Origin of the sequence: Vibrio penaeicida, from assembly GCF_030689305.1 — a bacterium.
Lineage (GTDB): Bacteria > Pseudomonadota > Gammaproteobacteria > Enterobacterales > Vibrionaceae > Vibrio > Vibrio penaeicida_B.
In genome coordinates, this window is record NZ_JAUYVM010000027.1 from 31,649 (window position 1) to 55,236 (window position 23,588).

20 protein-coding genes and 2 tRNA genes are annotated in these 23,588 nt (G+C 42.4%); 11 read left to right on the forward strand and 11 right to left on the reverse strand.

The annotated features are described in order from the left end of the window. Positions 1-59: 59 nt before the first annotated feature. Positions 60-2,582 (forward strand): PAS domain S-box protein, encoded by a 2,523-nt coding sequence (locus Q8W40_RS26215; protein WP_305401456.1) that lies wholly within the window; start codon positions 60-62, stop codon positions 2,580-2,582. Positions 2,583-2,586: 4 nt separating this feature from the next. Then, positions 2,587-3,915 carry a sigma-54-dependent transcriptional regulator gene (locus Q8W40_RS26220; RefSeq protein WP_305401458.1) on the forward strand — a complete coding sequence of 443 codons (1,329 nt, stop codon included), beginning with the start codon at positions 2,587-2,589 and terminating at the stop codon, positions 3,913-3,915. A 103-nt stretch (positions 3,916-4,018) separates the two neighbouring features. On the opposite strand, the gene nagK is transcribed toward Q8W40_RS26220, so the two are convergent. Next, a complete protein-coding gene (gene nagK, locus Q8W40_RS26225) occupies positions 4,019-4,927 on the reverse strand; it encodes an N-acetylglucosamine kinase (RefSeq protein ID WP_305401460.1) in 909 nt (302 codons plus the stop codon). A 261-nt stretch (positions 4,928-5,188) separates the two neighbouring features. Then, positions 5,189-5,983, reverse strand: coding sequence for a tRNA-uridine aminocarboxypropyltransferase (locus Q8W40_RS26230; RefSeq protein ID WP_305401462.1), 795 nt, complete (start codon positions 5,981-5,983; stop codon positions 5,189-5,191). Positions 5,984-6,100: 117 nt separating this feature from the next. Here Q8W40_RS26230 and Q8W40_RS26235 point away from each other — a divergent pair, with 117 nt between their 5' ends. After that, on the forward strand, positions 6,101-6,889 hold the full coding sequence (locus Q8W40_RS26235; RefSeq protein WP_305401463.1) for a sterol desaturase family protein: 789 nt from the start codon (positions 6,101-6,103) through the stop codon (positions 6,887-6,889). 14 nt (positions 6,890-6,903) lie between these two features. Here Q8W40_RS26235 and Q8W40_RS26240 read toward each other — a convergent pair whose 3' ends face one another. Then, on the reverse strand, positions 6,904-8,937 hold the full coding sequence (locus tag Q8W40_RS26240; protein ID WP_305401465.1) for a methyl-accepting chemotaxis protein: 2,034 nt from the start codon (positions 8,935-8,937) through the stop codon (positions 6,904-6,906). A 108-nt stretch (positions 8,938-9,045) separates the two neighbouring features. On the opposite strand from Q8W40_RS26240, the gene Q8W40_RS26245 reads away from it, so the two are divergent. Then, positions 9,046-9,534 (forward strand): NlpC/P60 family protein, encoded by a 489-nt coding sequence (locus tag Q8W40_RS26245; protein ID WP_305401466.1) that lies wholly within the window; start codon positions 9,046-9,048, stop codon positions 9,532-9,534. A 112-nt stretch (positions 9,535-9,646) separates the two neighbouring features. Here the strand turns inward: Q8W40_RS26245 and Q8W40_RS26250 are convergent, their stop codons facing one another. From Q8W40_RS26250 to Q8W40_RS26260, 3 genes are all read right to left on the reverse strand, one after another. Next, positions 9,647-9,991, reverse strand: coding sequence for a DUF3802 family protein (locus Q8W40_RS26250; protein ID WP_104399718.1), 345 nt, complete (start codon positions 9,989-9,991; stop codon positions 9,647-9,649). Positions 9,992-10,130: 139 nt separating this feature from the next. Further along, on the reverse strand, positions 10,131-11,087 hold the full coding sequence (locus Q8W40_RS26255) for a sensor domain-containing diguanylate cyclase (RefSeq protein WP_305401468.1): 957 nt from the start codon (positions 11,085-11,087) through the stop codon (positions 10,131-10,133). After that, on the reverse strand, positions 11,087-12,049 hold the full coding sequence (locus Q8W40_RS26260; RefSeq protein WP_305401469.1) for a response regulator: 963 nt from the start codon (positions 12,047-12,049) through the stop codon (positions 11,087-11,089). Before Q8W40_RS26260 ends, Q8W40_RS26255 begins: the two co-directional genes overlap by 1 nt. A gap of 259 nt (positions 12,050-12,308) precedes the next feature. Between Q8W40_RS26260 and Q8W40_RS26265 the strand changes: the two genes are divergently transcribed. Together Q8W40_RS26265 and Q8W40_RS26270 are read left to right on the forward strand one after the other, a co-directional pair. Continuing rightward, positions 12,309-13,169 (forward strand): fructosamine kinase family protein, encoded by an 861-nt coding sequence (locus Q8W40_RS26265; protein ID WP_305401470.1) that lies wholly within the window; start codon positions 12,309-12,311, stop codon positions 13,167-13,169. A gap of 375 nt (positions 13,170-13,544) precedes the next feature. After that, complete coding sequence (locus Q8W40_RS26270; protein WP_101113796.1) at positions 13,545-13,748, forward strand: CPXCG motif-containing cysteine-rich protein; 204 nt, start codon at positions 13,545-13,547, stop codon at positions 13,746-13,748. A 114-nt stretch (positions 13,749-13,862) separates the two neighbouring features. On the opposite strand, the gene Q8W40_RS26275 is transcribed toward Q8W40_RS26270, so the two are convergent. Beyond that, positions 13,863-14,471 (reverse strand): riboflavin synthase subunit alpha, encoded by a 609-nt coding sequence (locus Q8W40_RS26275; protein WP_305401473.1) that lies wholly within the window; start codon positions 14,469-14,471, stop codon positions 13,863-13,865. 159 nt (positions 14,472-14,630) lie between these two features. Between Q8W40_RS26275 and Q8W40_RS26280 the strand changes: the two genes are divergently transcribed. Both Q8W40_RS26280 and Q8W40_RS26285 read left to right on the forward strand, forming a co-directional pair. Continuing rightward, a complete protein-coding gene (locus Q8W40_RS26280) occupies positions 14,631-15,944 on the forward strand; it encodes an MATE family efflux transporter (protein WP_370693436.1) in 1,314 nt (437 codons plus the stop codon). A 122-nt stretch (positions 15,945-16,066) separates the two neighbouring features. Then, complete coding sequence (locus Q8W40_RS26285; RefSeq protein ID WP_305401475.1) at positions 16,067-17,080, forward strand: DUF3080 family protein; 1,014 nt, start codon at positions 16,067-16,069, stop codon at positions 17,078-17,080. A gap of 14 nt (positions 17,081-17,094) precedes the next feature. Here Q8W40_RS26285 and Q8W40_RS26290 read toward each other — a convergent pair whose 3' ends face one another. Continuing rightward, positions 17,095-17,937: a DNA ligase gene (locus Q8W40_RS26290; protein ID WP_305401476.1), complete on the reverse strand. Its 843-nt coding sequence runs from the start codon at positions 17,935-17,937 to the stop codon at positions 17,095-17,097. A 517-nt stretch (positions 17,938-18,454) separates the two neighbouring features. Between Q8W40_RS26290 and Q8W40_RS26295 the strand changes: the two genes are divergently transcribed. Both Q8W40_RS26295 and Q8W40_RS26300 read left to right on the forward strand, forming a co-directional pair. Continuing rightward, positions 18,455-20,410, forward strand: a complete 1,956-nt coding sequence (locus tag Q8W40_RS26295) for a hypothetical protein (protein ID WP_305401478.1) — start codon at positions 18,455-18,457, stop codon at positions 20,408-20,410. A gap of 217 nt (positions 20,411-20,627) precedes the next feature. Next, a complete protein-coding gene (locus tag Q8W40_RS26300; protein WP_305401480.1) occupies positions 20,628-20,867 on the forward strand; it encodes an RNA recognition motif domain-containing protein in 240 nt (79 codons plus the stop codon). An 84-nt stretch (positions 20,868-20,951) separates the two neighbouring features. Here the strand turns inward: Q8W40_RS26300 and Q8W40_RS26305 are convergent, their stop codons facing one another. The 3 genes from Q8W40_RS26305 to Q8W40_RS26315 form a co-directional block, all read right to left on the reverse strand. After that, positions 20,952-21,320, reverse strand: a complete 369-nt coding sequence (locus Q8W40_RS26305) for a hypothetical protein (RefSeq protein WP_305401482.1) — start codon at positions 21,318-21,320, stop codon at positions 20,952-20,954. 213 nt (positions 21,321-21,533) lie between these two features. Further along, positions 21,534-21,610: transfer RNA gene (locus Q8W40_RS26310), tRNA-Val, on the reverse strand. Between the two features lie 53 nt (positions 21,611-21,663). Then, positions 21,664-21,740 (reverse strand) — tRNA-Val (locus Q8W40_RS26315). A 321-nt stretch (positions 21,741-22,061) separates the two neighbouring features. Here Q8W40_RS26315 and Q8W40_RS26320 point away from each other — a divergent pair. Continuing rightward, complete coding sequence (locus Q8W40_RS26320; RefSeq protein WP_305401483.1) at positions 22,062-23,567, forward strand: hypothetical protein; 1,506 nt, start codon at positions 22,062-22,064, stop codon at positions 23,565-23,567. The last annotated feature ends 21 nt before the right edge of the window (positions 23,568-23,588 follow it).

A 23,588-nucleotide genomic window follows, 5' to 3' on the forward strand; every position in this document is an offset into this window, starting at 1 on the left:
ATCCGCGGATCTTTCTCAAGTTAATGCCTTCTGCAAGGGACACTTCGTTAATAGAGCTTATGAAAACAGACTCCCACCGCCCAAACATTAACGCTTTTCTGAAAGAATGGATGGTTTGGGCATTGCCTGTCTATATCGTTTTGGCGGTATGGATGAGCCTGCACTACTTGATCAGCATCGATAACGACAAGCAATACGCCCTTCACAATGAAAGAGTGATCGTCGATCTCATCGACGAGGTACTAGGTGAAACCCTATTTCGAATGTCTGCAGATGCGAAGAACCTTAGCTATGTCACACAGAATATTGTCGAAACACAGCCTCAGCCCTATAACGCTCTAAAAGATTACTTTGTACAGTTAAGCCTAAATAACCACAGCTATGATCAAATTCGATTTATCGACACAAAAGGGCTGGAACGTCTTCGCGTTAATAACATTGAAGGGCACGTAACGGTCGTCCCTCCAGATCAACTTCAAAACAAGTCGCACCGATATTATTGGAAACACTCTTCTACTTTAGATTCTGGCGAAGTCTACATCTCTCCTCTCGATTTAAATGAAGAAGCTGGGGAAGTGCAAACGCCTTTAAAGCCGACCATCCGGGTTGGAACCCCCGTATTTAACAAGCAAGGTGTGCGTTTGGGCAGTATCTTGCTGAATTACAAAGGCAACCAGTTAATCAATAAACTTTTAGCAGTTGCTCCAAGCTTCACGAACCATGTTTACTTGTATAACCCACAAGGGATTGCGGTAATTCATCCTGTCGACTCGCAAGGCAGTCGCTTCGCTGTTTCACCTAACCGAGATATTCCGTCTCATATCATTGAGTCGATACTACAAAACCATCGAGGGCAACAGCTACAAGAAAACAGCTATTACACCTACTCAATGATCGGTGCACCGAATAACGGCAATTGGACGATTGTATCGGTCTTCCCTATCGAGCGATTTAACCTTTCACGCCTCGATTTTCATGACCGCTATAGCATGCCCTACTTTCTGCTTTTTTTAGTTATCACTGTCGCCATCTTTCTAGTGAGTCGATTTCGTGTTCAAACGCGATTCTTGCGCCAGCAACAACGTTATGAACAACAATTTCGCCATACTTTAGAAAACATCCAATTGGCCGCTGTCAGTATCAACCAGCAAGGTAGCATTACTTTCTGCAACGACTTTTTTCTTAATATGGTGGGGTACGAAAAAAATGAAGTGGTTGGTCGTAGGTGGGTTGAGCGATTTATCCCTACTGAACTTCATCAACAAGCAGAAGAAGCGTTAAATGAAGCCATAAAGCTGCAAGCCCATCAGCCACACAGTGAAAGCGTTGTACTGAGTAAAACTGGTGAAATCCATTTAGTGTCGTGGACATCAACTTTCACTGAGACCAATGATCAACAAATCTCCCTCACGTTGTTAGGTGAAGACATAACTGAACAAAAAATGGCGCAAGATAAAATTCAGCGCCTTAGTCACGCAGTAGAAAGCAGCCAAAATTCTGTGGTTATCACGGATTTGGATGGACGCATTCTTTACGTTAATCCTGTTTTTTGTGAGCTTTCTGGCTATACACGTGAAGAGGTACTGAATCGTACACCCAGTTTTCTTCAATCGGGAGAAACCGCTAAGGACGAGTATCTGGCGCTATGGGAAACCCTACAGGCAGGAAAAGAGTGGCGTGGTGAATTCCACAACAAAAAGAAAAATGGTGAGCTGTTCTGGGAGCGCGCTCGGATTTCCCCCGTAAAGGATATTGAAGGTCGCTTGCTCTACTATGTTGCTGTGAAACAAGACATTTCAGAAGAAAAGCGACTCGCCCAAGAAGTAGAGAAGCAAACACGTGAACGCATCCATCATGAGAAACTAGCCGCTATAGGTAAAGTCGTTAGCATGATCGCACATGATCTTCGTAATCCTTTAAGTTCAATAAAGATGGTGCTTCAAATTCACGCACGGAGCCAACGAAACGAAATGTTTGATATTTCTTTGGAACAAGTACGTTATATGGAAGCGATACTCGAAGAATTATTGGCCTACTCAAAACCCGATCAGCTTAAACCGGATTGGATAGATTTAAACAAACTGCTTGAATCCTTGGTTGCTGGTCAACAAAAACAAGCAAAAGTGAGCAATGTAAAGATGGTTTTGGCACTTCAACCTAACCTCCCTACATTGTTTGCTGACCCACTAAAATTGCGACAGGCGTTACAAAATCTGCTATTGAACGCCATTCAGGCATCTCAATCTGAAACAGAGAACCGACCAAAAGTAAAAGTGAGCTCTAACGTCATGTTCACTGAATCTGAAACCCACCTTTTGATTGACATAGAGAACAATGGCCATGTAATCGACCCTTGTTTAACTGAGAAAGTCTTCGAGCCTTTTTTTACAACGAAAGCCAAGGGAACAGGGCTTGGGTTAGCCATCGTAAAACGTATTATTGATGCGCATACTGGCGACGTTCATCTGACTCCTCTAGTAAGTGGCACACAAGCAAGGATACGAATACCTGCCTCACCCAAAATATTGAATCAACGAAAACAAGAAAAACCAGAAGAGTACGAACAAACAGAGGAAGTTTAATTTAATGAGCAAGTTGCTGATCGTCGATGACGATACTGGAATTAGTCGAACCTTGCAGCTCCACTATCAATCGCAAGGTTACACCGTGGAAGCTGCCCACCGCGTTGATACTGGTGTAGAAATCGCCAAAAGGCTGCAACCCGACGTTATCGTTCTAGACATTCGAATGGAAGGAAAGTCCGGTATTGAGGGAATCGCTGATTTTAAATCTATTTGTCCAGAAGTACGCATCATCATGATCACTGCCTACCACGATATGGAAAGCACCATCATGGCGATGCAAAAAGGTGCCGACGAATACATCCACAAACCTATCGATATTGACGAACTCGATAAGGTCGTAAGAACCGCTTTGGAGTATCACGCCTCGACTTCGAAAGACGCTGTTACGATTCCAGACACGTTAGGGCGCTCTATGGTTGGTTCATCTCATGCGATGAAAGAGATATACAAAACCATCGGCCGTGTCGCACTCACGAATGCATCTGTCATGATTACTGGTGAATCTGGCACGGGTAAAGAAATGGTTGCGCGTGCCATTCATAACGCAGGTCGTCCAAAATCCTCCCCATTTGTTGCATTGAACTGTGCAGCATTAGTGGAGAACTTATTGGAATCTGAAATGTTCGGGCATAAAAAAGGAGCATTTACAGGGGCGATATCGGATCAACCCGGTAAATTTGAACTTGCCAGTGAAGGCACATTGTTTTTGGATGAAATCGGAGAGCTCTCGCCACAAATTCAAGCAAAGTTACTCAGAGTTCTGCAAGAAAAAGAGATGACGCCATTGGGAGGAAAGGTTCCAATAAAAACGACGGCGCGAATCATCTCAGCGACCAACATCGATTTTGCTCAAGCAATACAAGATAGAACGTTTCGCGAAGACTTGTTCTACCGTTTGCAAGTGGTGAAAATCCATATTCCGCCACTAAGGGAGCGTCCGGAAGACTTACAAGAATTAATTCCTGCCTTGCTTGTAAGAGCAAATAAGGAGCTGGGAACCAAAGTGACCAAAGTAGCGCTTGATGCTATGGGTTTACTGTGCAGTTATCCTTGGCCTGGCAATGTTCGTGAACTTGAAAATACGCTCACCAAAGCTGTAGCGCTTTGCCCTGGCGACATTCTGACGAATGAGTTATTTGAAGAATTGAAGCAAAACTTGCCGGAAATTGAGGAACAATACCCATCTTCATCTCTGAGCTTGCAAGAGATGGAGTATCAGCATGTGTTGAACGTACTTGACTCGGTGGATGGCCATAAAGGAAAAGCGTGTGATATTTTGAAAATCAGCCGACCAAGATTACAAAGGATCTTAGAGCGCCTAGAAAGTTAAGCGACGCCCAGTAAAGACATTCAAAAAAGTGAGCTCAAAGGCTCACTTTTCGTCTAACCAAGGTGGCACTGTGATTCAGTGCTTTGGAAACATGGCACTAAGGTTATTTAATATTCAAAAACGCTGCACCGCGCACGCCGCCTGAATCACCGTGTTTCGCTTTGATGATCTTTGGTGGTTTCGCAACAGAAAGTAGATATTTAGGTATGCGCTTTGGCATCTCTTCATAAATCAGTTCGAAGTTCGACAGCCCACCACCCAATGCAACAACATTAGGATCGAAAGACGTAAACAAGTTACCAAGACAGATCGCCAACAACTCCATGAAGCGCTCGACATGCTCAACCGCTTTGGCTTCACCTTCAGCGTGAAGTTTGATCAGTTCAACCGCTTTAATTCGCTCGCCGTAGTAGTGCTCGTAGAGTTGCTCGAAACCACGACCAGACAAGTAATTGTCTAAGCAGCCTTTCTTGTCACATCCACAACCAAACAAAGGCGCATTTTCACCCAGATGGAACCAAGCATCGATAGGCAGGCGTGCATGCCCTACCTCTCCTGCTACGTGATTTCGCCCTGAGAACACTTTACCATCGAACACAAAACCGCCACCAAAACCAGTACCGAGGATCAAACCCATAACGGCAGGCTCATCTTTCAACTCATCGTCCCAAGCTTCCGACAATGCAAAGCAGTTTGCATCGTTGTCGATTTTCACTTTACGGCCAATTTTCGCTTCCAGATCTTTACGTAAAGGCTTTCCTTTAGCCGCTGGAACGTTTGTTGTTAGTACTGTTCCGTCATCGGCGCCTTCCATGCCAGGAATACCGATACCAATGGTGCCTTCTACGCCCAATTCAGCATCATACTTGGCAACAAGACCCGCTATGGTTTCAACCAACTTTTCATAGTCGTTACCTGGAGTAGGTACACGTTCCGTTGCTTTACGTTCTAACTTCTCATTAAACGCGCCAAATTCAATCTTGGTGCCACCGACATCAAAGCCGTAGTACATGTTTCTCTCCTGAATCCCAAAAATTAATGCATGCTCAATGTAAGCAGAAGTTGCCCGACGGACAGTACGATCTGACGGAAAGAGCATAAAATTATCTAGCTACGCATTATCCATAAACTGGCTGAATAGTCCGTGATACAACACAAATTAACGTTGTCAGTAAGACCAAGTGGTGACTCTCTGCTCAATATTTATAGGGTCTGTAGACTTTTCATGATTAAATCTTGTTCAAAGCCTATACGTTTTTCTCAAGGCGCGAGGTCAACAGGCTCTTACATATTCATTATATTTTGCCAACATTGGTTTTGATAGGTCGTGTTTTAGGCGGGTTTTACTCAGTAGGTAACCCTCTTTAAAGGCTTCAAACCAGAGTGAAAGGGTTTGCGCAGCATCTGAATCCCCTAACATATCAAACACCAGACTTGCGACTTCTGCAGTCGCAAGGTGCTTTTCATTATCTGACTTTCTCATCATATAATTTGATACGGTGTCTGGGTTTACAGACAAGACAGGAAAACTAGCAAGGTAATCGGACTTTCTAAACATTTTCCGAGCTTCTCGCCAACTTCCATCTAGAAAGATGAGAAGTGGTTTTTTACTTGGAATGCTGTTCGCTTCTTTTGGTAGGCCCTGTTCTTTTGGTAAGGCTTGCTCTGTAAGTTTTTCTTGCTTAACAAGGTCTTCTACTTGAATGAGCCTTGATTTTTCATCGACATAGTCTTCAGGGAATATTATAACGGGTTGGTATTTGTCATCTTTCAGTAGAGCTAACAATGCCTGTTCAGGTTCAGTACGTGACCATTGAAAAGCATGTGTATCTACAAGGATATCCGCTATTAGCCTGCCAGTATTACTGGGCTTGAGGATTTCGTTATCTGACATGATGATCAGCGCCGAAATATCCGATTGAATATTGGGCTGGTGTGAACAAATACAATGCTTCTCTGTCACTTGGCAGAATTGACACCGTATAACTTTAGAACCGCGAGCATTAAAAGGTTTAGTCGCTCTGTCGAGCCGAGATTGATATAGGTTGTGAACCTGATGTATGCGCATGGTAATAGAGTCAGTAATACAGGAAATTTGGCAGATTATACCCAAACAGCATCAAGATGCTAGATTCCGTCAGTAACCGGAACTTAGGATAAGTAAGAAATATAAAGGTAGGAATGAATGGAAGATCCAGCGATTGTTCGGTTGAGCTTTTTTATTGGCGGATTGATACTTTTTGCTTGTTGGGAGTATTACGCACCTAGAAAGTCGCTGACTCAAAGTAAATTAACCCGATGGGGAAATAATTTGGGGCTAGTTGGGCTCAACAGTATTTGCTTGGCGGTTATCATGCCTATTGTTGCATTTGATAGCGCATTGCAAGCGCAGCAATTTGGATTCGGGTTGTTTCATTTCTTCGAAGTGCCGGCTTTAGTCAACATTCTTCTTTCTGTGTTAATTCTTGATTTTGCTATTTATGTTCAACATGTGATGTTTCATCGCCTGCCTTTTTTATGGCGACTTCACCGAATGCATCACGCCGACCAAGATATTGATGTAACTACGGGTAGCCGGTTTCACCCAATAGAGATCATTCTATCCATGTGGATCAAAATTGCGCTTGTGCTCGCTTTAGGTGTGTCTCCCATTGCCATTGTCGTGTTTGAAATTGTTCTCAACGTGAGCGCGATGTTCAACCACAGCAACGGAAAACTCCCCCTTAAATTGGATTTTTGGTTACGAAAGATCCTTGTTACCCCTGACATGCACCGTGTTCATCACTCGGTAGAAGTGAAAGAAACCCATTCTAATTTTGGCTTTTTCTTATCGGTATGGGACCAATGGTTCGGCACTTACAGAGATCAGCCGAAAAAAGGACACGATGAAGTAGAAATTGGGCTTCCTCTATTTAGGAAACCCAAGGAACAACAATTATGGAAAATGCTGACTCAGCCGTTTAGGCATGATTAGGTATATAAAAAAAGCTACGCGAAATCATACTTGTGCAACATGGCTTGCTGATGACCACCGATGTCCGCCACTTGCTCTGAACTCTTTATCATTGAATCCAATTGGATTGTGGTGTTTTCCCCAAGTTCGGATATGGATTGAATGTTGTTGTTCACATTCGTCGTTGAGCGCTCTTGTTGCTCAGTAGCGACTGATATCTGCTCTACGCGCAGTTTTATCGCCTCGACTGACATTTCTATTTTGCTGAATGTTTCCTTAACATCCATGCTCGATTTCATTGCCTGAGACATTTCTTTTCGGCTTTCAATAACGGCATCTTTGGAGTCTGCAGCGGCTTGTTGTAATGCTGCCATCATCTCTCGAATATTCGTTGTTTGATGGCTTGTATCACTTGCCAGTTTTCTTACTTCATCCGCAACAACTGCAAAACCTCTTCCCTGCTCTCCTGCTCGCGCTGCCTCTATTGCGGCATTCAACGCAAGTAAATTAGTGTTCTCTGCGATCCCACTGATCAAATCTACCAGTTCGGTAATCTCCCGAACTTTGCCATCTAATTTAGCCATGGATTCTTCATTTATTGTTAACGTACTATCTAGAGTTGCCAATCGATGTGCGTTTTCTTCAATGACTTTCCCGCCTTGAATGGAGTCTGACGCCGCGACTCTCGATTCTTCATACGATTCAGAAGCGACCTTAGCAATTTCACGTATCGCACCTTGTAGCTCACACACGGTGGACACCATTTCGTTGAGGGAGTGATTCTGTTCATCTAAACTCGCTTTCGTTTCTTCAGCCGCAGAATGGCTGACCCCAGCAGTTTGGTACAGGGTTTCACAATTTGTCGTCACCATTTTTAGTGAGTCTCCCGTTGACTCGATGACTTTGTTAAGTTGCGCCGCTATTACGTGCATTTCAGCGGGGCCAATGCTCTGAACGGACAAGTTGAATTTGTGCTCCGTCAATAAGTTAAGTGAATGTGTTATATTTCGGACCCCTTTGTTTATCCAGCGCCTTAGAACAAAACCCGTTATTACGATGACCAGAACCAAAACAGACCCTGTAAGCATGAGCACGAGTTGTACATACTCCATAGTGCGTTCTACTTCTGTTTGACTTCTTTTGATGAGCGCTCGCGCAGTTGCGGAAATTTTAGCTAGCATTTCTATCGTTTGGTCAGCGCTGTGTGTAACGTCTTTAATCCAACGCTTTTGGCTTTCTACTTTTTCTCGTTTAACCAGAATTTGCTGCAGTACCCCCGATTCTGCAAAGCCTTCTTTCACCATTTCATAGGGAGCAGTCAAACTCGCAAATTCTTTTATGTCTGGGTACCATTCGGCGAAATCTTCGTACGCCAGATTAATTCCAGCGATTCGATTCTTCATCTCTTGGTATTCCGATGTCGCTTTCTCTAGATCCTCTGCCATCATCATCACGAGAAACGTGCTTTCCATAGAGCTCGCACTGGCGATAAAGCGATTAGCTGCGTCTGATGCCTCTGGGTTATCTTGAATTAAGAAAGACGATACTCGGTTCATTTCAGGACCAATTGAACTGACGCCATAACGAAATGTGGGAATAAGATCATTTAAGGTAACTTGAATAGCAAAGATATCTCGCTGAACGTTAAGCACTTGAATAGAGTTTTGCCTCAACGATTCAACAGAGTGAATGAGCTGCTCTTTCTGATGATTAGACACCACGCCCTCAAAGGCATCAGAAAGGTTGAATAAGGAATCGAGCTCCTCCTGACTTTTTATCGTAAGAGCATCCAGTTCAGCGACTGCAGAGCTAAGCTCACTCTCATTTTCGCTTTGCATTCCTTGATTTAAGCGTTTAACTTGAGTCAGTATCGTTTGGGTAAGCTCTGCATTATTAATTGCTAGTGGCAGTGCTTGCTCGGATAGCTGGCTAAATTCTGAACCAACAGTGTCAATTCCGTGTTGGCTGATACTTGAGAGAGAAACTACCATTAAAGTAGTAACGGCTAATACAGCCACAATGGCTTGTATTAGTGAAATTGAAATCCGGTTCGATTTGGTATTTCGCATATGAGCGTTCCAGTAGAGCTATCCTTAATGGTCTTTATGCGAAAGAGTTTATGGCTCACTCGTGACAGCCATATTTCAAAAAAAATATAATTAACAATAAGAACGAGTATGTGTTTTAAAAGAATTATTTCGACGAAATTTCTGATAGTAAGTGTGTTCTTGGCGGGTTGTTCAGCGCCACGACCTGATTTTTCAACTGATGCTTATGAGCCAAATAGTAAGCAAAGTACAGTCACGCAACGAGCGCTAAGCGATGTGTATGTAAGGTGGGAAGGCGTACCCTATCGATTTGGAGGCAATGACCGCTATGGCATAGATTGCAGCGCGTTTACCAAAGTCGCTTTCAATGAAGCTTTTGCTATGTCGCTACCAAGAACGACGGAAAACCAAAGTAAAGTTGGAAAACAAGTTTCTTATAAGGACGCCAAACCCGGTGATCTCGTTTTTTTCAAAACAGCATACAAGCAGCGTCATGTTGGTGTGTACATGGGTAACAAAGCATTTATGCATGCTTCTACATCGAAGGGAGTCATTATCTCGCGCTTAGATAACCCTTACTGGGCTAACGCGTTTTGGCATTTCCGAAGAGTAAATTAGCTAGCGTGCTTTTTAGTTCAATATAATAAAGGGGCTGGTCAAAACCAGCCCCTTTTGGTAACCCATTATATACATGTTTATGTATGCTATCTTGAGTTCTGTGTTATCAAACCTAGTCGTATATTGCTACAGCCGTATCAAATAGGTTTTTAACAAGCGCGATATATTCATCTAGAAAACCAATTTGCTCGTTTGTGGCTTTCTTGTTCCACGCACCAGCAAGTACTTCTCCTAAATCTTCAACAACAGCATCCGCTTCCTTAAGAAGTTTAAAACGTACGCTTGAATGCAATTCAGGATTTTGTTCAAAGATAGCCATAATATTAGTCGCAATGAGATCAGTAACGACATCCTCGATACTCTCATCACCAGTATCACCTTCGACTTGGGCAAAAATGTCTAGGTTCATTGTTAAATGCTCAATAAGAGCAAGATAGCCATCAGTTTCTACTACCACTATTCGTCTCCACCATGTTGGTGTCTTATTGCTTCTATTTAAATTCTAAGACATATCTGACGAATTTGATATAACAACAAGACCAAATGACCAACAATTAACACGCTTATTTGATCTCGTTACGGTAATTTAAACAGGATTACGTATGAATTGTAGATTGATTTCGTCCATTTTGTTTTGAGCTGTATAGCGCTTTATCTGCGGATTCTAACCATGCTAAGTAATTTTCCATTTCTGGAGTAAACTCACTGATTCCTAAGCTTACTGTAAACGTAACATCGCCTTGCTCTGTAGGTACCAGAGTTTCTTCAATACGCTTCCTGAGCCTTTCAGAAAAGTAATGTGCTTGATCAGAATTCGTGTTGGGTAGCAACACCGTAAACTCCTCACCACCATACCGACCACAACAATCTGCCTGCCTTGCTGTCTTTTTCAATAAATGAGCTGTTTGCCGGATAACACTATCGCCTGAACTATGACCGTAGGTGTCGTTGACCTTCTTAAAGTGATCAATATCGAAGATGACTAACGATGCAGGTGTGCTCATGGTTTGACATTGAATGAATTGTTCACTGAGACACTGTTCCCAGTGTGCACGGTTGTATAATCCTGTTAAACCATCTGTTCGGCTAAGGTGGCTGAGTTTTTGGTTGGTTTCTCGTAGATGTAGTTTCTTTTTTGCTATGTCAGAAACATCATGAATCATGAGACAAATATGTGTGACTTCACCTGTTAGCGCTTTGAGAGGTGTGATTACCACATTTTGATACATCACCGATAAGCCGTTTGATACTGGGGAGAAGTTATTGAACTCAAAGAGGTAAGGTCTGTCTTCCCAGCTTGAAAATCCTCGCATTTTAAGCTTTATAGAAGCCTCGATCTTCGACTTTAACCATTCAGAAGGAAGTTGTGGAAAGAGATCAAATAGGTTATGTCCCATAATAATGTCAGCAGTGATACCACTGTAAGACTGCATGAAGCTATTCCACGTACACACATTGTAATGTCTATCGAGAACCACCAGCCCAGAATCCATGTTATCCATCACTTGCAATGCCCAGTGAAAATCTGAGATATCAAGCGTTATATCTGACATTACATCGTCTCCAGAATGCGTTTGATTTTGCCAACCGATCGTGAATCAATGAGGAATAGCACTTCACATTCAAAGTTAATTGATTCGGCAAAATACGTGTACTCAATGGTAAATAACTCGCCTATTCCACCGACATTGAGTGAATTGATTTCTTGATGAAAATGATCGATAACCGCAGGTTGACGCAACGCAAACTGTGTACACATCTGCTCACCAAGCGAAACAAGGTAAGAAGCGACTAATAAATTGGCGATATTGATGACCACTTCATTATAAGAGGACTCTTTCACCTGAAACCCAAGGCTTTGCCCCATTTCCTCTATCTGATTACCTCGCATACAAACCAGAGCTTCGCCATGTATTCCCCCGCCTACAAAACGTTGGGCTACCGCTATTGCCCCTTCTCGATGCAGTACATCTTCTAATGTCATAGCCAGTTCACCTGAACTTAATAAGCCGACATTGGGTATAGGAATATGAATAAACTCGCCCAAATGATCCGATATGATCGCCGCGCCTCGACCCAAAGAAATATTGGTTAGCTCTTTGAACTTTGTCATTGGATCAAGCTTAGGAAGAGGATCAGAAGAAGCGCTTTGGGAAAACGTCAGTCCAATGCGTGGGAATAAGGGGCTGGCGATTTCAGGATTGAGAGGTTTCTCAATAAATTCATACGCTCCAAGGTTTCGACAACGCTCTTTTGCAGCCTGTTGTACATCGCCTGAAACAACAATTACTTTTGTTGGATAATTATTTACTGGTAGTGCGGAAAGTACTTCATAACCATCAAGAACTGGCATCGTAAGGTCCAGAAACATAACGTCGATGTTCTGTACTTTCAGTATGTCCAAAGCTTCCTGACCGTCACCAGCAAACAGTATTTGTTGGTGATCAGAATTCGCGATACAACGAGCTACCGACTTTCTAGCCAGAGCCGAATCGTCACAGATAAGTACTTTCATAACAAACGCATGGGATTATTTTCCTGAATCAACATCACACTATAATGTATTGATTTTACAAACCGATGCTTTAGTTTAGTTTTTGTGCTCAAAATCTGAGTTGCTTCACATCTGCCAATGAAAAGAAGATCTTGATCAGATCATTTGATCTTATCAGTTCGAAGTGTATCGGCTATATGTGGCATATATAACAGTAACCACAAAAAGTTATGGGCTACTATTGGTGTGAGGCTATTCAATTTATTAATAGGGATCGGATATGTGGCAATCCATAGCGCAGCAACTTTCTGAAGTACTCGTTTTCGATTACAAAATTTCCGAAAAAGTCCGTTTAAACGGCGGTGATATTAACCAGAGCTATATGATTAGCGACGGTGAACAGCGTTATTTTATTAAAGTTAACGATCGTTCTTTTCTCCCTCGATTTGAATTGGAATCGGAAGGTCTTACCGCCCTAAAACAATCCGACACACTGTTTTTGCCAGAAGTCGTTCACGTTGGTCATTGCAAAGATCATGCGTTTCTTATCCTTAACTACATACCTTGCAAACCTCTAGAAAGTGCCAAAGCGAGTTATCGCTTTGGTTTACAGCTTGCTAAACACCATAGTTGGGGCGATCAACGCGAGTTTGGCTTTGATGCAGACAACTACGTTGGTGCCACGTTACAGCCAAATTCTTGGCATAAAAACTGGGCTCGTTTCTTCTCTGAACAACGTGTTGGTTGGCAACTTCAATTAATGCAGGAAAAAGGGGTAGAATTTGGGCAGTCAGACGAGATAGTTGCCACTGTATATGAACGTCTTGCGGCGCACCACCCTACCCCCTCATTACTCCATGGTGACTTGTGGAGTGGAAACATATCGAATACGCCTGTGGGCCCAATGCTATACGATCCTGCGCCTTATTGGGGAGATTCTGAATGCGACATCGCCATGACGGAGCTCTTTGGGGGATTTATGTCGGACTTTTACCAAGGATACGAAAGCTTAAGGCCACTCGACTCAGGTTATCAGTCGCGAAGAGACGTTTATAATCTTTACCACATTTTGAACCATTGCAATTTGTTTGGTGGAAGCTATCTAGATGATGCTCAAAATATCGTAGACAGCTTACGCTGAGAAAATTCGTAGGGTTAACGGCTCAAGATTTGTCTATACGGTGGGGCCATTTAGAGCACCAAATTAATTGTTCTGGTGCATCTTTCACACTCCTTTGATTTCGATACATAATTAATATTTCAAATTATTACGTGCTCGATTTTATATAAAATGGCGAATAATTCGTCTGTTTTGTCCACGTTCTTACAAACCTTTACTCTTTACTTTTCAGCTCAGATGCATTTTTCTGACCGCCAACACGTGATCCAAGTCATTTTTCTTTGAAAATTTGCACTTAAGCATGTTTCATACTTAATTCAATTCGATTAGTAAGGCGAAGAGCTAGTATGAATAAGAATTCATCAGGGGATTCTACGTGATGTAAGGAAGGGTGTTATGAAAAATTACACAGAGAAAAGTGTAAAGTGTCCACATTGTGGATACACAATAGGCATTACCTTGGACTCATCAAATGGCAGCCAAGATTTTTACGACGACTGCCCAGCTTGTTGCCATGCAATTCATTTGAATATGTTTGTCGACGAGCAGCATGATAAGGTGCAGTTAACCGTCGATGCGGATGACGAACAAATATTCTAAATTCATAAGTTTAAGACTATTTTTCAACGTTTCAATCGCATCAAAACCCAAAGCGCACTGAATACAATTCAGTGCGCTTTTTCAATAATCATCATTAAGTCAGTGCATTACTAGCTAACTTCGATTTGCTAGCACTCTTTCTACTGTATCGACAATGGCTTGCGTTTGTGGGTCAAACTCTATATTAACCAGCTCGCCAATTGTACGACTTCCGAAAAGAGTACGCGTGAGTGTTTCTGGAATAAGGTGGACACAGAATGTGTTACCTTTCACGCTGCCAATAGTGAGTGAACAGCCGTCAATGCCAATGTAGCCTTTTTCTAGTACGTAACGCATTTGATCTGGCTCTAGCTCAAACCAAATGGTTCGATTGTTTTCGGAGCTTTCAATATCAGAAATTTTAGCGACGGTCGAAATGTGTCCAGACATAGAATGCCCGCCAATTTCGTCCCCAAACTTAGCAGCTCTCTCAACATTTATGCTGTCGCCCGCTTGGCATGCCCCTAAATTAGTTAGCTTCAAAGTGGCTTGCATTAAATCAAACCACACATGGCTACCTTCTACTCTTGTTACGGTTAAACAGCAGCCGTTATGCGCAACTGACGCACCAATTTGTAGGTTTTCACCCAAACTGCCATTCAGCTCAACAATGTGAGTTTGGAATTCCTTTTTCTTTTCTATTGATATGATCTTCGCTGTACCTTGTACAATCCCAGTAAACATATGGCTCTCTTTTCTATACTCAACAAAGTTATTGGTATCTTACGATCAATTCTTTATTATGCGCCACTCTATCCCGATTTATATGCAGTATCGGAGTAATCTGTGCATCGTTATCAAAAAGAAGCCTCTCAGTTAATTAAGTTAGCCACTCCTGTTCTCATTGCGTCCGTTGCCCAGACTGGCATGGGATTTGTCGACACAGTAATGGCTGGTGGTGTCAGCCCAACAGACATGGCTGCAGTTGCTATCGCGACGAGCGTCTGGCTACCCTCTATCTTGTTTGGGATTGGTCTTCTCATGGCACTCGTTCCCGTAGTAGCGCAATTAAATGGCTCCAGCCGTCAGGTGAAGATACCTTTTGAGATTCAACAAGGGATCTATTTATCCTTACTGCTGTCGATCCCTATTGTTGGCGTGCTTTTTCAAACTCAGCAAATTCTTGATTGGATGCAAGTTGAAGCGCTCATGGCTGAGAAAGCAAATGGGTACATGTACGCCGTCATGCTCGCAGTACCGGCGTTTTTGTTATTTCAAACACTGCGTAGCCTAACTGATGGTTTGTCTTTGACTAAACCTGCAATGGTTATCGGCTTTATTGGCTTGCTTCTTAACATTCCACTTAACTGGATATTCGTCTACGGTAAGTTTGGTGCACCTGCGTTAGGCGGTGTTGGCTGTGGTGTTGCTACGACCATTGTGTACTGGATCATGTTCGGCATGATGTATTTTTATGTCGCGAACGCAAAGAAACTTCGTCATATCAATCTTTTTGGCACGTTTCATCCTCCACAATGGAAAGCGCAGCTTCGCTTGTTTAAATTAGGTTTGCCTGTCGCGGCAGCTTTGTTCTTCGAAGTAACTTTGTTTGCGGTGGTTGCATTGTTGATAGCGCCTCTTGGGCCAACAACGGTTGCTTCCCATCAAGTCGCGATTAACTTTTCCACCTTGGTCTTTATGCTTCCCATGAGCATCGGTGCCGCTGTGAGTATCCGAGTTGGACACAAACTTGGCGAAAAGAGTACGGAAGGCGCTAAGATTGCGTCTCGTGTCGGTATCATTGTCGGCTTAATCACTGCGTGTTTCACGGCATTGATGACTATTGTTTTCAGAGAGCAAATTTCTTTGTTGTACACCGACAACCGTGAAGTTGTCTCTGTTGCCAGTGCCCTTTTGGTATATGCCGCAGTGTATCAGTGTACGGATTCAATCCAAGTCATTGCCGCGGGAGCATTACGTGGCTACAAAGATATGAAAGCTATTTTTAACCGAACGTTCATCGCGTACTGGGTACTCGGGTTGCCAGCTGGATACATTTTAGGCATGACGGATTGGGTTACCGAGCCTATGGGCGCAACGGGTTTCTGGATTGGTTTCATCATTGGGTTGAGCTCCGCTGCCATTATGCTCGGTCGTCGTCTTCATTGGATGCACAAGCAACCCGACAATGTTCAATTGGTGTTTTCGTCGCGTTAGAACACTGAAAGCAAATAAAAACAACAATGCCCAGAATTTCTGGGCATTGTTGTTTTTATTGATGTATCTTTGCGTTTTGCACGTATTAAAGGTGCGTCTTAACAAGTTTACTCGAGGAAAATATGTCATCCCGCGTGCTGGCTATCGTTTGTGTAACAATGCTTTCAGGTTGTACCGATCCTGTACTTTCCATGTATGACGATTACATAACTCGCATTGCCCGAGTTCAGGATGTTTCCGCTCTAAGCACACCAGATACCGCTTTTGTTAGCTTGCCAGACAAAAATCTTCTCCAAACTCCCATTCCACGTATTTCCATTGGGCTACTCGAATCTTATGAATTAAGACGCTGCGGACTTTTTGAACTGATAGCAGAACGGAACTCATCACTGGGCAAAGTTCAAGACGAGTTTCATTTGTTTGATTACGAAACGCGGTTTCTTACTGGCGTAGACAAATGCTTGAATCACCCGGATATATCTGAAGAGGTTCAGCGTAAGCTCAGCATCGCTCACACTGAAAAGAAGCGACATTACCCACTACACCTACAATATGTAATTACTCAAAGTGACGCTTGGCGTACACAGCTCAGTGGCAAGGAATGGTTGCCTATTAAAGGGGCTTTCGGGTCAACGGAGCTAAATCTGGCACTTAAACCGTTTTACCACATTACATTGCAATTGTCTGAAGCCTCAGAAGAGGAAGGGCATAGTACATTGACCGAACAGTTTATTACGCCGTCACAGCAAATAATAGAAACAACTAACGTGATTGGTTCTCTGAGTTTTAGCTTAGTTAATAGTACCCTATGGCTAAATCAAGCAACGGAACAACTTAATCAATTCGATGGAAACATTCGCTGTGGAGAGAAACGGGATAACACTCAGTTCACGTATATGAAAAACGTATTTCAAAGTCAGTATGTCGAGAAAATTCAACCGTATTTATCAAAGCTTGATACAACATACGGGAAACTGAGTGTCGAGCTGGCGGTCATTCTGCAAAAAACCAATGAAATCCACCCAAGTTTTTACGATATAGAGCAACATCATAAGGGTTTCAAATCGGCGATACTGAGTCATGTTAAATACTGGCAAGGTCTCTTCGCTAGATGCGGAGGCGCACCAGGCTCTTAAACTCGACGTTTTATCTACTCTACTCTTTCACGCAGGAAACGAGCGAATCGCGGTTTTCCAGATTCAGTACGTCCGTTGAAGCGGTAAGTGATCGTCGCACCAATGGGCAGTGGTTGTTTTCTCATTGAATCTTTTAGCCCGCTTCCAATATAAAACTCTTTACCATTGGCACAACGTACCAGATATGAGCCCAGCATTCCGTGGTACTTTCCTTCTCCCGGTTTGTATCCAATGATTGTTGCTTCCGCATCTTCGTGTTTTTTTAACTTGAGTAAATCGTCTGAACGCCCTGCTCGGTAGCTTTTGCTCACCTTTCGAAGCATTAAACCTTCGCCATAATTGTCATCGACTCTGTCGAGCATTTTCATTAATTGGGAATGGTTGGAGGCGGAAATATGCTCTACATATTGAATGTGGTGTTGATCGACGGTTTTTACCCAATTTTTGATATCGTAATAACGCTTAGCATAGTCGCCAGCAGAGTGAGGTAAATCGAAGATCATAAATTGGATGTTTTTCCAGGCGGTGTCAGATGGGGTTTTGTCCATAACCGTTTGCTGAACAACATGAAACATACCTCTTCCCGCCCACAACTCGCCTTCCATTTTCAAAGAAGGAAGCCCTTCGGTGAACCAAGCAGGCGCGTGAATCTTAGTACCCTTCCGAGTGTAAAGTGATGTCCCGTCCCAGACAGCGCGAATGCCATCCAATTTTTCTGATACCCAGTATTCATCTAGGTTGATTTCCGACGAATACTCATTAGCAAGTAACAACGCGGGTTCTGCTGGCCTTTGTGCTATTGCCGATGCACCCGAGACTGCAGCCAAAATGACGCACGCTAAAATCCTTTTTCTCATTTCTTCCCCTTATATAACCCACTTGAATTCAGTCACTTGAATAAATTGGGTTACTCAGGGTATTTGTATCAAATTGCTCGCTATTTTCGCGACGTGTTCATCCGGTATATGCGAGCCGATCACTTCAATATCTTACGATGGATGTAAACAGTTGCAAAAAGTTAAGAGAACAATCACTTTTTCTCTTCAAGGTGCCATTTGTCATCAATGCGTAATGGTATTGTCGAATTAGCCACCAATATCCAACACTTAAAAGTGCATATTGTGATATCCATTCCTGTTAAATTTTTAAACATTTTCTTGCGCAGTTAACCGCCAGTTTTCTTGTGATGCTCATTCAATAACTTTTATATTTATTAGTGAGTTAGCCTGCCTTCCCCTCCGTGAGGCTACCAGTTTAAGCACCTGTCAGACTAGCCAGAACTGCTAACAATAGAATTAAGTTTTCGTGTATTTACTTGAGCTACCTATTGCCTTTCTAATCGTGGGGAAATTAATGTTCAATCAGGAATAAACGATGAAAAATACCAAAAAGCTGATGATTGTCTCGGCAATACTAAGCTCATTTAGCACCTTCGCTAACAGTAATATGATTCACTTCCCGGGAAATGAAGCATCCCAACCAAGTGCAGAGAGCTCAGATGTAAACACGATTTCTGTAAGTCAATACTATTCTCAAAATGGAGCCACACCGCTCGGACGAAAAACACTCAAGATTGAATATAAGAAGCAATCAGACGGCACTTACCTGTATTATTTTTTACGTGACGGTATTAAGAAAGAAATCGTTCCGGCTCTTATGAGTCAGTATCTCGCTGCTTTTCGAGCAGAATTTCAACCGCCTAGTAATACATCTGAATATTTTGCGTGGGTAAATGCTGTAAAAAATTACTCGTTTGATTTACTTCCTTCAAACGCTACTGAACAGCCCAACCCTTCTCCAGTTCCACCAACTCAAGTAGTCACTGCCTCCACCGGATTGAAAGTTGGTCCAGCAACGGAAGGACTTAATACAACGTTGGATAATTTTGATGTTAATCTCCGTTTAGAATCGGTCACAACCATATTGGATCTTATCGCGCTTTCTGAGCAACTTGGTACGAACGTCCACATATATTCTCATATAGAAAGCAACCCAAAAAAGGATCAGCTGCTTACGGCTGGTATTCAAAAGCTTCAAGCAGAAACTGGGCGTGATTACTCTCGTTTCTACACAATCATTGAAACGGATAATGGTCCGAATAGCTCATGGGTTGAAGATGCTCGTATCATGAGCCGTGATGGTAAAACTGTCTATATCCCTGCGGACATTTCGGGGAAGGCCTCCTACGAAGCGCAAAGGTTTATACAAACCTACTTACCTAAAACCAGCGCAAACTTTGGTCATGAGGGAAATACTAAACGTAAAGTTGGTCTTACTGTAGATCAAGGCAAGCAACACAATCGTACAATCAAAAACCTTGTGAGCACTCAAAGCCCGATCACTATTTATCGAGGAAACAGTTACATTGAAGGTGGCAACCTGCTTTCTGGCACCATGCAAAATGGAAATCCGTATGCTGTAGTTGGTACTGACTCAGTCGTGTTAACAGCTCAACATATGAGCGAGAAATACCTTAATTCGCCTGAGCTAGCACCCTCGTTCTCTCCAGAGAGTATCGCTGCAAGAATAGCGAAACTAGCGATTGATGAACGAGATCCTTCATTTCAATACACACTAGGAAAACTAACAAAAATTCATAATAACCTAGGCGACCAAGCACTGCGCACTATGGCTCGAGAAATGTTGGCAAAAGAAGATCTCGCTAAAGACATCATCGCGGAAGACATCGGGTTAGTTCGAAGTGCAATAGCTTTTGTCCCTCAACCGGGTTTCCACTTAGACATGAAAATGCGACCGTTAGAAAATGGGGACATATTGGTCAATGATGAAGCCGAAAATCAAAAGCTCTTGTCGCAAGCGCTCAGATTCGCAGCAACAGACGCGGAGCGTAGCCAACTTAATGACATGTTGGAACAATCTCGTATCAAGCAAGAAAGTGCCAAACATTACACACCGTTAATTAAGGCTGAGTTAAGGAAAATTGGGCTTAACCCCATCTCCTCTCCAGGCGTATTCGAAGGTAAATCAGCTGTACAACCGGGCGGAATTGCAAACTTCATGAACAGTGTCCTTGTTGAAAGTAACGGACAGAAACTTTACCTGACAAACCATGCAAGAAACTCTGCGCTGCGTAAAGCGTTCCAAGAACACATGAGCTTGCTTGGTTTTGAAACTAAGTTCTTAGGCGAGAGTACGCCAATGATTGCGCAAAACCCATTGATGCTGTTTGGGTACGCGCAATATCTAGTTGGAAAGAACTTCGGAACTCAAAAAGAAATGGAAAACGTGATAAAAAATATGACCGAAGCTGAATTCAACTTAGCTGTACGTTCTGGTGGGTTGGATTGTTTAGAGGTTCATTACCCATAGCTTCTTATCGTCGATTTTAAACTACAAATACACAACCGTAAGGCTTTGCAACCCGCAAAGCCTTTTAACCGCAACATATTTAAGCAGCATGCTTTTAATCTGTGAGCCAACAAACTCCGCCACCAAGCTTCTTGTAAGTACCGCTAGAAATCATTCCTTGGTTTTAGTCAAATTAGCTGCGACAATCCACGCGTAATCAATACACCAATGGATACTTATGAAACTTTTAGTTCGCAACCTTGCTCGCTCTACCTCTGAACAAGACATTCGAGTTCTATTTTCTACTCATGGCGCTGTCGCGGAATGTAATCTCGTATTGGATCAAGAAACGGGAAACTCAAAGGGTTTTGCATTTGTTGAGATGCCGAACGATGACGAAGCAAAAACAGCAATCAATGCGCTAAATATGACAAGCGTTGATAAAAGTAAGATTCGCGTTAAGCGATCAGAAAGCTAGAATATCAAATCAAAAGCCAACCATACTTTTCGTTGGCTTTTGGTTATCTGGATGACCCATTCAATCTTATTCCCCTTGGCTAATTTAGGTTCCAAGCAGTGCCAACACACTAATCGCAAGAAATACAATCCAAGATAAATGGCGCCCTTTTGAACCAAACAATGCAATCAAAAAGTGGATAAAGAACGTCACCGCAATAATTTGCCCAATCATTTCCTTCGAAAATGTCGACTGAACTGTTACCAGCAAAATAGCAGCAAACCCTAACCACGCTATCGACGTAACGTGCCATGCAAAGCGAAGCGTTTTTTTAGTAAATTCATCGTTCCCCAATACTTTAGGAAGATCATCACGCCTAAAAAGACGAATTAAGATGTATCGCTCCCCTAGATATGAATGCGCAAAGGCAACCATAACCAACAAAAAAACGCCAAGATAAATAAGTGTCTCCATCAAGCCCTCAACTTACTCTGTTCGTACCAAATCGACCTTTCGATGCTGTACGTTAGCACCATCAATGTAAATTCAGATTAATAATTTCAATACAGCTTATGCTCACAATCATTCTGGTGTGGTTATTCTTAAGTAAAGCGGAGAAAATCGAAAGAGATGAACATATTACAGACACAAAAAAGCCCGCTTTATAAGCAGGCTTTTTTGTTAATTTGGTGGGTCCGGGCGAACTCGAATCGCCGACCCCCGCCATGTCAAGGCGGTACTCTAACCAACTGAGCTACGGACCCAAATTTAATCTTTCACAAAAATGGTTTTGAAACCTTCTTTATGAAGCAAGGAATGGTGCGTCCGAGTGAACTCGAATCACCGACCCCCGCCATGTCAAGGCGGTACTCTAACCAACTGAGCTACGGACGCATTCCCTTGGAACGAGGAGGATATTACCCATTGCAGCTCAGGGGTGCAAGTGGAAATTTTAGGTTTTTGAACTGGTTGGCGTCTTTGTCATCAGGTTGGTCACAAAACGATCCAGTCAGCGCACCAATGCGACATTTGATTTGTACAAAACTGGGCACATTTCAGCATGGGCTATCAATCATAAGCAGTGGTTTAAATGTAAGACTTAATATGTTGATTCCAAACTGACCAAAACTAGCTGTTTGTATAACATGCTTTTCCAATTGAGCGACTGTTCTCTCTATAATCCTGCCGCGACGTTGTTTTTCAGGATGTATAGTGATGCCTACTCTTTTGATCTCGTTATTTTTTACAATATGTACGCTATCTGTATTTTCTCAATTTAACCTTGAACATCAGAATGTTGTGCATAAGAAGGCTGGATTTGGAAGTTTAGCAACTGATCAAGCATTTCCAAGCACCCATGACCGATGGGAACGAAAAGGTCAATGTACGCCGAGCAGTGTTGAAAGTTGTTGGTTTCGCCTAGATATTTTGAAGTACGAGCAAGATCTTTATTCTATATACCTTGTAAACAAAACACTTTCTCAAGGCACCATTTATTATTTATCTAAAAATACAATGGTTGAGCAGCATGAGTTCGACAATATGCGTTCAATCAGTTTGGATAAACACTTTGTTTATGACCAAATATATCTAAACGCGCCTGAAGGTCAGTTCAGCATTTTTAACGCGCTGATGATTAAAAACGATAACTTGTTTGATCAGTTGATAGCGAGAGACACTTTCGTTGTTGCCCTTATGACGGCATTTGCCGTTCTCTGCCTTTTTTACGCACGATTTAAATGGTATGAAAGCAAGTTGTCTTCGGTTGCTTGCCTTGTCTATATGGTGACATTCACCATCTTTTGCTTTTATGGTTTTGGCTTTTTACCATTAAGCCACATCAATGAGATTGGTATCTCGAACAGTCATTGGCTTCACAACGACTTACTCTACTCCTGCTATATCATTTCAATTTTTTCATTTCATTTAACCATTTACTGTAAGGAAACAGGAAAAATTGGCGTAAAGCATGCCATGGTTATTGGCTCGGTTATCGCAACACAGATAGTGGTATTGAATATTTTCCAAGCCAGTGAACTCAATTTGTTCATTAACATGTTGGCTGGTGTTTTGGTTTTCTACCATCTGATTTCACACAAAGATACTCGCTACAAACCCTTCATTATTAGTATGTACGCTGTTTGCTTTAGCATTTCACTACTGATCGCTATCGCCACCTACCGTAATACCGATGTTACGAAGTATTTGTTTCTCATTCAGACAATGTATTACCTGTTTCATGTACTGATAATCGTGCTTTGTATATACGAGTTGGCTGATATGCGTGTTGTTAACTTCAATGATTATTCAGTACGTAAAGGGAGTAAAAACAAAGACCCGCTAACTGGTCTACTGGATGCAAAAATTCTTGAAAGTAAGGGGCACCTACGCTCAAGAAAATTCATATATTTTATCGGCATAAAAAACATCGACACAATCAACCGTCGTCAGGGACGAGCGTTTGGTAATCACGTTTTAATCAAGTTATCACGTGAACTAAAGCAGATCGCGTTAATGAATGCTGGGGATTTGTATAGAGTAAAGTCTTCGAGCTTTCTACTGATAACAGACACATCGTCATCCAAAAACATTATAAGCCTGTTTAACGATAATCTAAATTATTCAACTGAAACAAAGATAGACATTTGTTTTGGGCGTTATGAGGCCGAGTACCCCACGTTTAGTAGACACTTTACTAAGTTAGATCTAGGGTCTAATTGAGAGGTGATTTATGGCTAAACA